This is a genomic window from Pseudoalteromonas sp. MM1 (genome assembly GCF_030296835.1).
Lineage (GTDB): Bacteria > Pseudomonadota > Gammaproteobacteria > Enterobacterales > Alteromonadaceae > Pseudoalteromonas.
Window position 1 is genome coordinate 1,850,587 of sequence record NZ_AP027922.1, and the last position, 12,094, is coordinate 1,862,680.

Consider the following 12,094-nt stretch of genomic DNA (forward strand, 5'->3'; position numbering starts at 1 on the left):
AGCGCATAAGTTAAACGCTGCACTTTTAGCTTAAAAACGATTAAAACTTATATGATGCAGAAAACTTAACGTTTCTTGGTGTACCAGGTTGTACCCACGCATCTGCAAACGAATTTGTGTAATACGTTTCATCAAACAGGTTGTTTACCTCAGCGGTAATGCCAATCGCGTCTGTTACATCATAATTTACAAAAGCACGCGCGGTTGTGTAGCTTGGTAACTCAAAGTCGGTACCAAAAAAACCATTGCGGTTATCAACATATAACAACCCACCACCAAATTTTATAGCATTACCATAAAGCTCAGCCGTCTTAACCAGCTGTAAGCTAAGTTGGTGCTCTGGTACATTTAACAGTGGCTCGCCTGCGTTAACTGTGTAGCCAAAGTTTGCATCAAAAAATGAGTTTTCTATTTGGGCATCAACATACGCATACGACGCCCAAATTTCTAAACTATCGGTAAGCTCACCCGTTAGGTCTATTTCTATCCCTTTACTTTGTGCTTCACCAATGGCTGCGTAAGTAAACGCTGTTGGGTCATCTACAACTAGCATGTTGTCTTGCTCTACTTTAAACACGGCAACAGTACCAAATAAGGCGCCATCGTTTAGGGTAAATTTAACCCCAAGCTCAGCAGAGGTAGATTGGTTTGGCTCAAAACCATCGCCATTGGCATCAGCACCCGAAAGCGGACGGAAGTTTTCACCGTAAGCACCATAAACCGATACATAATCGCTTGCTTCATAAACCACACCAAACTGCGGGCTCACGCGCGACTCAGTTTGTTTAGTGTTGGTATTAGCTAAGCGGTTATTTAAGCGTTGCTCGTAATCATCAAAACGTGCACCAATACGAATATCTAGTTTATCGGTTAAGCTTATTTGATCTTGAATGAATATGCCTAACGATTCTTGAATCTCTACGCGGTCGGTATTTGATGTTGGCGTTGGTAATTCATACGCACCGTAAACAGGGTTAAATACATTAATGTATTGATCGCCACGTACACGTAAAATTACTTGGTCGTTTTCAAATTTATCTGCGTCTATACCCATAATTAAACGGTGCTCAAAACCGCCAAGCTCAATACTACCGCTTAGCTCTGCACGCAATACGTGGTATTTAGCATCAAAGTCGCGGTAGCGTCTAAAGCGATTTACTTCGCCATCTACTACGCCACCAAAACCGGTTTCGGTTGCAAAGCCTTCCATAGACGTATCGCGGTAGTTTGCACCAAATAAAATACTCCAGTTATCATCAAAGTCATGAATATACTCTAACTGATGCCCTAGTACATCGGCTTCAATGGGGCCATCGCCCGGTTCACCTAAAAAGCGACTTTCTGGAATAAGGCCAAGCTCGCCATCAATAGCTAATACACCTCTATCAAACGGTACTTCTTAGTCGCTGTATTCAAGTTCGTATATAAGCTGGCTGTTGTCGTTAATATTCCATACTATTGACGGGCTAAAGCCTTGCTTAGTAGTTTCTATGGTATCTCTAAAGCTTTCGGCATCTTCGTAAAAACCAACCAGTCTTATTGCAACGTCGTCGTTAAGCGGTGTGGTGTAATCAACATCAGCGCGGTAAGTGTCAAAACTACCTACAGAGAGTTTAATTTCGCCTTGCGTATCAAACGTTGGGCGTTTTGTTACTAAGTTTACAGTACCACCTGGTTCGCCACGGCCAAATAAAGCCGCGCGCGGGCCTTTTAAAACCTCTACCGACTCAATACCCGACAAATCACGCGAGCCACCAAAACCACGCCCTGCATTAAAGCCATTTACTAAGTAGTTACTTGGTAAGTTTTCGTCGCCTACAAAACCACGTAATGCAAAACTATTCCAAAGCCCACCAAAGTTGTTTTGGCGCGCAACAGAGGCAGATAAATCAAGTGCTTGGTCAAGGCTTACTGCACCTGCGTTTTCAAGGGCTTCTAAGTCAATTTTAAGCTCTGATTGTGGTGTTTCTAAAGGGCTAAAGTTACCTTGGTAAGCTTGGCGAGATGCAACAACGGTTACTTTTTCAATTGCGTCATCCTTTACGCTTGTACTTTGCTGGTTTTGCTCAGCAGCCATTACGTGGCTGCTAAATAAGCTTACTAGGCAAGTACTTAAATAGGTGAGCTTAAGCCCTTTTGGATTGGTTTTCATTGTGAACCTTGTGAGTAATGTAAGTATTTTATAGTTATATAGTCATTTATATAGCGCTAAACAGATACGTTTAGCGCTGTATTTTTAGTTGCTGCTTTGAGTGGTGCTTTCAAAGCGTGGCATGTTTTCAAGGGCTGCTTTAGTGGGGTCGCCTTTGTAAAATAGCCACGGGTAATAAAACTCGCGTAATTGCTTATGATAATCTCTAATTTGCTGCTCATACTGGTAAGCGGCAATCGAATCGGTATTAGCTGCTCGCGTAAGGTTGCGCTGCAATAAAAGCGGTGGCGAAATCCAAGATACAAAACCCGCTAACTCGTATTTTTTAGCGGCTGCATCGCGGTAGGCCTTTGAAAGCTCTGCTGCTTTTAAATCGCCCATTTGTTGAAATGCGTAATACCACTTCCACTCAAACTCACTACTCATATCTATGTAAGGCGCAAACTCAGGAAACTCTTTAACAAAAGGCTGCATAGTGGCTGATTTAGGTAAATCCCATGCATCATTTACGGCTTCACGTTGGGTAAGCATAATGTCGCCCCCTTTAGGCGAATGCACAGATTTATTGATAGCAAGGTCGCCTAAAATAGGAATAATAAAAGCAAACAACACCCATAAACCAATTAAGCCAGAGGCAACACGCGGCGCGCTGGTTGCATTTTTACCCCACCACACACTAAGTGCAGTCCAAAATCCTAAATAGGCAATACACAGCAGCGATACATACGCCACTTCAAACCCGCTTGCACCTGCTATAACTGCACCTACAAAAAATGGCAGCATTAAACACACAATTACCGCTACAAACCTCACGGTGATACGTGCGCCCCATAACGCAAAGTACGATTTAGCCGTAGTAACGAGTAAATCGTGTCTGCCGCTGGTACGCTCATTTGCAAATAAATCATGAAACAGCAATATAATAACTAATGGCGCTAGCGCACTAATTACAAACACAAAATCTATTTTACCTGCTTGGGCCAGCTCGGCATTTTGTGCATCGCTTTCATAAATTTGCCCCTCAAGTGCTAATAAATTAATGCGGTGTTTCCACGGGAATATATCGCGCTCACCTAAGGCTGCAAATGCCAGGTTAGATGGCTGCGAGTACGTTAAATGAAAGCTGTAATACGCTAACATGCCTGCATCACTTTGCTTTTGCTGTACTTTAGCGCGGTCGCTTTGATCTGCTACTTTTAAGCGCTCTATTGTTTGTTGCTGTGCGCTTACTTCGCTTAGCCCGCTGTAAATAGCAAAACCTGATAAAATAAAGCTACACAGTAGTAATACCACTAGGTATTTTTGGCGCAATAAAAAGCCCCATTCACGCGTAAGTTGTGTAATTAAATAACTCATATCAAACGTTTTCCTACAAATTTAATACCGCCTACTAGTACTACAATCCACAGTAATAACTGTAAAAACGCAGGTACACTTCTTTGTGCGCGAACATCTGCACTGTCTACATTAAAATTAAAGTCTTGCAGTACTTGCCAGTTTTTTGCACTTACACGTGCTTTTTTAGTAGCGGCCGCATTGGCGTTGCGGTTCATGTCGTCTTGGTAATCAAGTACTTCAATATGAACTTTGTTAAGCCCTTGCACAAAATCAAAGCGAAGCTGTTCGGTTTCGCGTAAAAAACGATGATGGGTTTCTATGCTGGTGCCCACCACAATCATAGATAGCGATCGAATAGCCACCATAGGAGATACCCAACCAAAGTAACGCGATACCTGCGTTTGCTTAAGTTCGGCTTGCATACGTTGCTCAGCAAATTGGTTTAGTACTTTGGCTTGTTTAGCTTCTGACTCACTGGCTACTAACCCTCTAAAGTTTATCGGCAGCTCATCAATACTATTTACGTTGTACTTTTTAAGGAGTGATTGTTTAAATTGCTTAAATGCAGGGTCGTTTGTGTTATGGCCATCACCTAATTTTCTAAGCTCAGCTTTAACAGCAAAGTCGGTTTCTATTTTACCGGCAGATGGCACAGCAGTAGAAGCACTGGTACTTGCTACACGCGGCATAACAATACATAGTAAAATCCATACAAACGCAAGTGCCGTAAAGCTACCACTGTTTTTATTAAATACGCTCGATGCGAGTAAAATAAGTAATACCCACACGGTTAAATATAAAACGTAACCTAGAACAAAACTTACAACGGCTAGTAGGCTCTCCCCTGCTGACACCGTCAATAATGCCGATATCGCCAACGGCGTAATAATTAAGCCCACAACCGAAAGCAGCGCCAACCCTTTACCGGCAATAAGCGTGCTGCCTTTGGTGCCTTGTGCTAATAAGTACGAAAGCGTTTGCGATTCACGCTCACGGCTAATAGAGCTGTAACCAATTAATATAAGCAGTAACGGCGCTAATGTTTGCACTATAAATGCAGGTGTTAAGCTACCTAATTTAGTCAGCGCTGTACCTTGGCGCTGTTCAGCAAACATGGCACTATTTTGCCTATGCCCTTCTAAAAATATTGAGTTACCTGTGTAGGCATCTATACCTGGGTCGAGCGTGCTAAGTGGGGTTGGCGTTCTAAAAGCATAATGCCCATAATGCACCATTCTGTGTGGGTGGCGATCGGGTTGATCAACAAAGCTTTGCTCAGCATTTGCTTGCAGTTCATGGCGATCGTGGCTAAGTTCATGCATTGTAATGGCAGTCACCACTACCGATGAAAGCGTCAGCAATAAACCAATCGCTAAAACGGTCATTGCTAGTTTTGAGCGTAGCCAATAGCGCCATTCATCTTTGGCAACTATAACCACTTTTGAAAAGTTATTTATACTCATTACGCGCCTCTTTGCGCAAAGGCTGCGTGTACTTGTTCGGTATCAATGCGGCCGTTTTCAGGCGCGTCAAATTCGCCCACCAGCTCACCGGCTCTAAGTAGGCCAATACGATTAGCTACTTGGCACGCGCCATATACATCATGAGTTACCATTAAAATAGTCGCACCCGTTAATGCAAGCTCGCGTACTAATTGGTTAAACTCATCTATGGCAACTGGGTCAAGGCCCGATGTAGGTTCATCAAGTAAAAATATAGGGGCTTCGCGTAAAATGGCTAATGCAATTGCGGTTTTTTGTCTCATGCCTTTAGAATACGTTTGCATAGGACGCTCCCACGCACCTTCTTGCAAGGCTACGCGGTTAAATGCGGCATTAATTTGATCATCTGTTTTTTTTATATCAGCAAGTGATAAAAAATATTCCACGTTTTCGCGGGCGGTTAAATGCGGGTATAACGTTGCCGACTCTGGTAAATACGCTGTTTTTCCGCGTACAAAATCAAGTGCTTGTGTTACCTCTTTACCCGCTACTTTTACCGAGCCTTGCGTTGGTTTATTAAAACCCAATAACGTTTTTAACGTAGTTGATTTACCTGCACCGTTACCGCCAAGTAACGCGTAAATTTCGCCCGAGCCCACAGTAAAGTTTAAATTTTTTAAAATAGCGTTGTTTTTAATACTAAAACTTAACGAATTAACTTCAATAATGGCTTCGCTGTTAGGGCTTTGAGCATTAGTTAATTCAGAATTGCTGATATTTTCAGGACGTTGAGATTCTATTGGTGATGTTTGATTAATTGCAGTAGGTGTAGTCACATTCAAACTCTATATAAGGGCAAATTAGAATGCAACGAATGTTATACCATATCAAACCCCAAATGCAATACTATAACATATGCATAATTAACAAATGATGCAGGAATTTTAATAGTGTTACCACCTTGATTATCCAACGGCTTTGTCGATTGCATTTTAATCACCATTAAGACTAAAATCACTCCTAACATGTTATGTACTATTAAAAAAATAAGTTATTCATATCTTAACTTTAAAGTAAATTGAACAATTAAGTTTTCAATTGATAGAATGCCAACCTACTTTTTTACCAAGAGATACAATGGCAAATTTCAATACTCATCTTAATACTGCAGTCATCATTACAGGTTTGGGCTCAGCCACTTTATTATCTGCAGGCCATATTGATTTAAACGGTGCACTTTGGTTATGGTTTTTAGGCTCAATTGGCGGCTTATTACCCGACATAGACTCAGATAACTCCACATCACTCGACACTATTTTTAACTTATTTGCACTGAGCGCTGTATTACTGGTGCTGCATTACATAACCACCGAGCTTATTATTACAATTAGTTTTATTGAATTAATTGTAGTGCCGCTGTTAGTGTACGGATTCATGAAATACATTGTTAGACCCATTTTTGAATGGATAACCGTACATAGAGGCAGTTGCCACTCTTTACTATTTTTACTGCTATGCGCGCTTTTAACAACGCAAGTAACATGGCAATTAAACGAGCAAACAACCGCACAAGCCGCTACTTTTGCCTGGTTAACTGGTGGGTTTATTTTACTCGGCGGGTTAATTCACTTATTACTCGATGAACTTTACAGTGTCGATTTAAATAATGTCACTATTAAACGCTCTTTTGGCACTGCGCTTAAAATTGCCGACTTCGACAATAAATTAATTACGTTGGCATCGGTTATTGCCATTGCAGGTTTAATTTATGTAGCCCCGCCTATCGAGCAAACACTTACCGCATTAAGTGATTGGTCTGATTTTAGGCTTTTATCTTAATGAAGTCCTTTTACAGCCTTGCCCAACTAAAGTAAGCGGCTTTTGTAAAGTCGCTTATGCCAAATGTGTAAATGCATCTAAATGCCCTCTTAGTAATTTAAAAATTAATTCACAAAGAGGGTAAAAGGCGCTGCGCTTTTAAAGGTTTAACAGCTTAAATCAATGCGTCTTTGCTCGTTTAAGTTTAATAATAAAGCCAAAGCTTGCGCCTATTTGTAATTAATTATTATTTTTATTGGTTTTAGTGAAATTTTTAAATCGCTTTGCCTGTCTTATAGTTTCAATATTTATATAAAAGTTTCAACGGTTTGATGTGTGCAAAACTACTGCAACTTTAAAAGCGTTAAATATAAAATTATAAGAGGTCCATAATGGAATTTACACATAAACGCACCACCCTAATTACAGCATCTTTATTGTTAGTGCTCGCAATATCACAGGGTATTTATTCAGCGCTTTACAGTGCTGAAATTAGTTTTTCAAGGCAGGTTGCTTGGGGGTTAGAAGCACTGGTATTTACTTTACTTGTTGCTTTTGCAGGCTCTGCTATGGTGCAAGCAAAAAATGCTCAGCTAGGCTGGTCGGCTATCGCGTTTAGTGCAGTACTTAACATAGTACAAGTAAGCGTTGGCCTTACGTTGTTTTCTACATTTGGTAAAGTTGCAGGCACAGTAGAAGGCGCACAGCCTTTAATTGGCGGCGTAGTTTCTTTGTCATTCATGATTTATTACGCAGCTAAATTATTATTAGGCTTGGCAGCAGTTGTATTTGGTCTGTCTTTTATTGCTAAAGGTGGCAAAGCCATAGGTAGTCTTACAGCCCTAGCAGGCGCAGTTGCAGTGCTTGCCAATGCTATTTTAATTACCTTTGGCCGTGATGGATTCTTGCCGTCAGGTGTTGCTGGCGCATCAGGCATGATTGCAACATTACTTTTAGCAATCTGTTTATTTAGCCTTAACCGTAAAGCGGACTAAGGCTTAATACCTTATAAGTAATGTGCTTATTTAGATAAGTTATAAACATCGGCGTGTATTAGAGTGCTAATTCGCCGATGTTTTACGCTTGAAGTATACTCTTTGCGCATTCCAATTTTGCTCCCTCTTAGTAACCTAAATACTAACTCACAAAGAGGCTATGAGGCGCTGCGCTTTTAGAGGGCTAATAGATTGAATCAAAATTTATATGATTAGACGCTCTCTTTGACTGAATTGGCTTTTTCTAATGGTGCCTTGTTAATTTTCATTACTCATCGCTGTAATTAAGCTTTCAACAAACTCAAAACCACCATTACGACTAAATAATAAAATAAAAAACGCGAGTAAAAATAAACGTAAACTAGATTTGAGCTTAGCAATAGCTAGTAAACGTTGCGTATTCATATTGCTATCAAATAATGAACTAGAAAATACACTGATTAGAAATTTAAAATATGACAATTCTTTAGCAGTGCTATCTGCTAACCAAAAATGATTCAAAGCTTTAAATCCTACAACGAATCTTTGTACAGCTAATAAAAAAATAAGCATAGAACTACCAACAAGTAGCAAAATGGTATATCCATGTTCCAATGAAATTTGAGGCGTATTCATATATCCCTGTGCAAATTAACGCCCGAATAACAGGCTAAAAATTGTTGGCTAAAATGTTGAAGAACGAAAACAGCCAACTGTTTTTTATCCTTATTTATTAGCTTTTTATATACCATCTTCTTCTGCGGCACGTTGCTTTATTTTTGGTAATTGTATATGAAAAGTTATATACACAATTACTAAAGGGAAAAAGCCAACCCAAGTTAAGTCATGGAACACCCAAAAATATGCAAACCAAGTTTGAATACCAATTAAAGTAAACAATTTCAGTAATCGAGGAAAAAGTAAAAGACTCCCCATACCTAAAACAGGAAAAGCGAATATACAATTCCCAGCCAGTGATAGCAGAAAATACCCAAAGCTTTCAGGAAACTCTAAACCAACAACAAATTTAGAATAAATGAGATCTGCGTAGAAAGGCAATAAGCCTAACAAAACAAAATACGTTAAGAATTTTTCATCCTTTTTTATTTTATTATGTTGGCGGTTTCTCTCCGCTAATTTTTCGAGCGCATGCATTTCTGGAGATTCCTTTGCATATAACAGCTTATTGAAACCCACTTTGGGGGATTATAACACCCCAAAACGTCGTATATTACGTTGCTTGTAAATCACACCAAACAACTCGCTTATAATCAGACAATAACAATTGCTACTCATTAGCCTTTGTTATTTAACCCCAAAACGACTTTTAATAATGTTATGGGAATAATTGTAAATAACTTTATTTATACCCAGCCACTAATTAATTCTATTTTGTTAAACCCTAACCTTAACTAACTGATTTATTAAATTACCACTCATCTTGGAACCTGGTATCGTTCTCACACGGGTCACCATCTCTATCGCCATCCATTTTTGTATTTGGGCAGTTATTTATAAAAAATACCGCCTCTGCACGTGAAGTCATTTGGCTACAGTGCTGCCTGCCGTCGCAGGTAAAGTTTTGTGAGTTTTGAGGGATCACGATTTTTGGATATTGATCATCAAAGCTGGCTAAATCGGCGTTGGTAATAACAGGTGTTTGGCTATTAAATTGCTCGTTACTTTTATAATGGTTGTATTTATTTACTGCGATAAAGCCAAGCACGGCAATAATACTCATTGAGACGACTTTGCCTAAAAAGCTGTCGGTAAAATTAGATTTCGCAAAACGATGATGGTTTGATTTTTTATGTGTAACTTTAAGCGCAGCTACGCCTTCTATGCGGCAATTAACGGCTTTTGATTTACCATCGGGCTGTTTAGCTACTTCAAAATAAATAGTGTCGCCCACTTTGGGCTTGCGGCTCATGTGTTTGAGCGCTGAAATGTGTATAAAGGTGTCGTGCGCTTGGGTGTCTGATTTAATAAAACCAAAGCCCTTTTCGTCATTCCACGCTTTTAACAATCCTTTGTTCATTTTTATTCTTACCTTTAAGTAGCTTCTTTTAGCCAGTTTTATTAATCCTTGCTTAACATTAGCACACGTTCCCAATTTAACACCATCCTTTTTATTAGGTTATAAGCTACTGCTATTAATGTAGATTTTAAAAACAGGCTTTTATTTTTATAAAAAACACAAAAGCACACTTGCACATTTGTGCATATGTGATTATATTGCGACCTCAAACTTGGTTATATACATTAGAGGTTATTGTGAATACAGATAAAATGATGGTTGCACTGGATGAATTTATTCATGTTGGTGGAGGCTTAATATTAATTATTGCTGCTGTTTCAATTTTGACAGGATTGATCAGAGAGTTTGTGCCGCAGGACACACTTCAAGCTAAATTAACAAAGCATGATAAGTGGGGCTCACTGTTAGGAGCTAGTTTTGGTATGTTAACCCCTTTTTGTAGCGCTGCTGTAGTGCCTGTAACCATGGGCATGGCTACTATGGGTACATCGCTAGGTACTATTTTAAGCTTTTTAATTTCAGCCCCTTTATGTAACTTTATTGTACTTGCAATGATATATGCTGCATTTGGTTTTAAAGTGACTGCTATATATTTAGCACTAACCTTTAGTGCTGCTGTTATAGGTGGATGGCTAATATCTAAATCACCTTGGAAAAATGAAGTAAGACGTCGTGATGAATTAGAGCTGGCTACAAACGGCAAAAGCTGCAGTTCAAACTGCAGTACAGATAGTGCCGCAATATTGCACACTACGAATTCTGATAAGTTTAAAAATGTTTTAAAATTTGCTGTATCTTTATTTAAAAGAATTATTCCGTATGTGTTGTTAGGTGCATTAATTAGTGGTTTGTCGGCAGCATATTTACCAGCTGAATTAGTTGAAAAATACATAGGTGGCGGAGATTTAAGTTCCATTATTATTGCTGCGCTTATTGGTATTCCGCTTTATTTGAGAATAGAAATGGCTATCCCGCTTTTAAATGTGCTGATTTTAAAAGGTATGGGTATGGGTCCTGCTTTAGCACTTATTATTGGTGGTACAGGTGCGAGTTTACCTGAAATTGCTTTAGTTTCTTCGGTATTAAAAAGAAAGGCTGTATTAGCATTTGTATTAATTATTTTAACTACTGCAGTAACAGGCGGTGTCATTTTTCAATACATTATTTAATGTAATGGCGTGTTGTTCTTTGATGGTTGAATTTGCAGCAGTATGTTTGGTTTTTAGGCAAGGCAGAGCCTATGAAGTGTGGTTACTCCCCATAAATAGGCGATAACGCAGCATAAATGCCAAACATGCGCTGCCCTTCGGGTTCTGCCTAGGGGCGATAAACTCTTTGTTGTCTACATGGATGTAGGTAAGGGGCGTGAGCAGGATGCGGAAGCTTTACTCGGTTTTTTACTTATTCTTACATCGATGTAAGTCATTAGAATAACGCAGGAGCAGTTATCGAGCCCACTAGGTTACAAACCTCGTGCCGCGATTTAATCGCCCCTAGATTGAATAAATTTCAATCCGCAAAGGTCAACACGCCCTAGTAAGCACCACTTTTAAGTGGTGCTTACTATTTTTTGATGACGTAAAATTTTACAGCATAGGCTTAGCGTCTGTTAGTTTTGAGGAAGTTTTATTTAGGCTCTGGTATAATCCGTTCGTGAATTTTTATGGTATTTTATTATTATCAAGAAGGTACATAATGGATGAAATGTATATTGATGCGCTTAAGGCGTTATCAGATCCTACCCGTTTAAGATTATTTTGGTTAGTTGTTGATGCTGGCCAACGTATTAATGTTGCTGAAGCAATGGATATTATTGGTGATACCCAATATAACGTTTCTCGAAATCTTAAAATGCTTCATAAAGCAGGTTTACTTACTTTAGAAAAAAAAGGAAAGTGGGTTTACTATACACTTAAAGAGCAAAGCGCCCCGCACTGCCAAGCTTTAGTAAACTCTGTAAAGTTTTTACCTAAAGAAACGTTTTCTGATGTTACAACTCGCTGCATGATGCGTTTATCAATGCGTGTAAATGGAGAGTGTGTTATTGGCGCCAATAGTGAACAGTGGTTAGCGGCATTAAAAGCTGAAACATCAACAAAATAAATTATGTATTAGATGAATTTAATGCCATTTATTTTGATACGTGGCGGCCATTTGTCCTTTGCTCTACCACTGTTAACTTTACTTAACCGATTAGCTTAACAGCTTGTTTACACAGCATTTATCTATTAGATATTTCTATCTGAATTAAGCATTTTTAGTGTGATTTTTCATTCGTTATTTTCTTAATTTATCTATACAATCCTCACCTTATTTTTACGCACAGATTTCA

General features: G+C 39.2%; 10 protein-coding genes and 1 pseudogene. 4 read left to right on the forward strand and 7 right to left on the reverse strand.

What is annotated here, in order from left to right; genetic code table 11:
* Nucleotides 1-40: 40 nt before the first annotated feature.
* The 4 genes and pseudogenes from QUE46_RS08400 to QUE46_RS08415 all read right to left on the reverse strand — a co-directional run bounded on the left by QUE46_RS08400 (nt 41) and on the right by QUE46_RS08415 (nt 5,768).
* A pseudogene (locus tag QUE46_RS08400) lies at nt 41-2,152 on the reverse strand (TonB-dependent siderophore receptor).
* Between the two features lie 84 nt (nt 2,153-2,236).
* On the reverse strand, nt 2,237-3,508 hold the full coding sequence (locus tag QUE46_RS08405) for a DUF3526 domain-containing protein (RefSeq protein WP_286244392.1): 1,272 nt from the start codon (nt 3,506-3,508) through the stop codon (nt 2,237-2,239).
* A complete protein-coding gene (locus QUE46_RS08410; RefSeq protein ID WP_286244393.1) occupies nt 3,505-4,953 on the reverse strand; it encodes a DUF3526 domain-containing protein in 1,449 nt (482 codons plus the stop codon). The genes QUE46_RS08405 and QUE46_RS08410 overlap by 4 nt, the downstream gene beginning before the upstream one ends.
* A complete protein-coding gene (locus QUE46_RS08415; RefSeq protein ID WP_286244394.1) occupies nt 4,953-5,768 on the reverse strand; it encodes an ABC transporter ATP-binding protein in 816 nt (271 codons plus the stop codon). The genes QUE46_RS08410 and QUE46_RS08415 overlap by 1 nt, the downstream gene beginning before the upstream one ends.
* A 301-nt stretch (nt 5,769-6,069) precedes the next feature.
* Between QUE46_RS08415 and QUE46_RS08420 the strand changes: the two genes are divergently transcribed.
* Complete coding sequence (locus tag QUE46_RS08420; protein WP_286244395.1) at nt 6,070-6,771, forward strand: metal-dependent hydrolase; 702 nt, start codon at nt 6,070-6,072, stop codon at nt 6,769-6,771.
* Between the two features lie 371 nt (nt 6,772-7,142).
* A complete protein-coding gene (locus QUE46_RS08425) occupies nt 7,143-7,745 on the forward strand; it encodes a thiamine biosynthesis protein ThiC (RefSeq protein WP_286244396.1) in 603 nt (200 codons plus the stop codon).
* Between the two features lie 258 nt (nt 7,746-8,003).
* Here QUE46_RS08425 and QUE46_RS08430 read toward each other — a convergent pair whose 3' ends face one another.
* From QUE46_RS08430 to QUE46_RS08440, 3 genes are all read right to left on the reverse strand, one after another.
* The gene (locus tag QUE46_RS08430) at nt 8,004-8,360 is read right to left on the reverse strand and encodes a hypothetical protein (RefSeq protein ID WP_286244397.1); all 357 of its coding nucleotides are present in this window, start codon (nt 8,358-8,360) and stop codon (nt 8,004-8,006) included.
* A 105-nt stretch (nt 8,361-8,465) separates the two neighbouring features.
* Nucleotides 8,466-8,879, reverse strand: a complete 414-nt coding sequence (locus tag QUE46_RS08435) for a hypothetical protein (RefSeq protein WP_286244398.1) — start codon at nt 8,877-8,879, stop codon at nt 8,466-8,468.
* A gap of 274 nt (nt 8,880-9,153) precedes the next feature.
* The gene (locus tag QUE46_RS08440) at nt 9,154-9,762 is read right to left on the reverse strand and encodes a cold shock domain-containing protein (RefSeq protein ID WP_286244399.1); all 609 of its coding nucleotides are present in this window, start codon (nt 9,760-9,762) and stop codon (nt 9,154-9,156) included.
* 236 nt (nt 9,763-9,998) lie between these two features.
* On the opposite strand from QUE46_RS08440, the gene QUE46_RS08445 reads away from it, so the two are divergent.
* Nucleotides 9,999-10,931 (forward strand): permease, encoded by a 933-nt coding sequence (locus tag QUE46_RS08445; protein WP_286244400.1) that lies wholly within the window; start codon nt 9,999-10,001, stop codon nt 10,929-10,931.
* A gap of 526 nt (nt 10,932-11,457) precedes the next feature.
* Entirely contained in the window at nt 11,458-11,865 is a 408-nt protein-coding gene (locus tag QUE46_RS08450) for a metalloregulator ArsR/SmtB family transcription factor (protein ID WP_286244401.1), read from the forward strand.
* Nucleotides 11,866-12,094 lie beyond the last annotated feature (229 nt).

Bases quoted from the DNA above. Each gene is read 5' to 3' on its own strand.
- QUE46_RS08405 (WP_286244392.1), bottom strand. From the start codon at position 3,508: ATGAGTTATTTAATTACACAACTTACGCGTGAATGGGGCTTTTTATTG.
- QUE46_RS08410 (WP_286244393.1), bottom strand. From the start codon at position 4,953: ATGAGTATAAATAACTTTTCAAAAGTGGTTATAGTTGCCAAAGATGAA.
- QUE46_RS08420 (WP_286244395.1), top strand. From the start codon at position 6,070: ATGGCAAATTTCAATACTCATCTTAATACTGCAGTCATCATTACAGGT.
- QUE46_RS08425 (WP_286244396.1), top strand. From the start codon at position 7,143: ATGGAATTTACACATAAACGCACCACCCTAATTACAGCATCTTTATTG.
- QUE46_RS08430 (WP_286244397.1), bottom strand. From the start codon at position 8,360: ATGAATACGCCTCAAATTTCATTGGAACATGGATATACCATTTTGCTA.
- QUE46_RS08435 (WP_286244398.1), bottom strand. From the start codon at position 8,879: ATGCATGCGCTCGAAAAATTAGCGGAGAGAAACCGCCAACATAATAAA.
- QUE46_RS08440 (WP_286244399.1), bottom strand. From the start codon at position 9,762: ATGAACAAAGGATTGTTAAAAGCGTGGAATGACGAAAAGGGCTTTGGT.
- QUE46_RS08450 (WP_286244401.1), top strand. From the start codon at position 11,458: ATGGATGAAATGTATATTGATGCGCTTAAGGCGTTATCAGATCCTACC.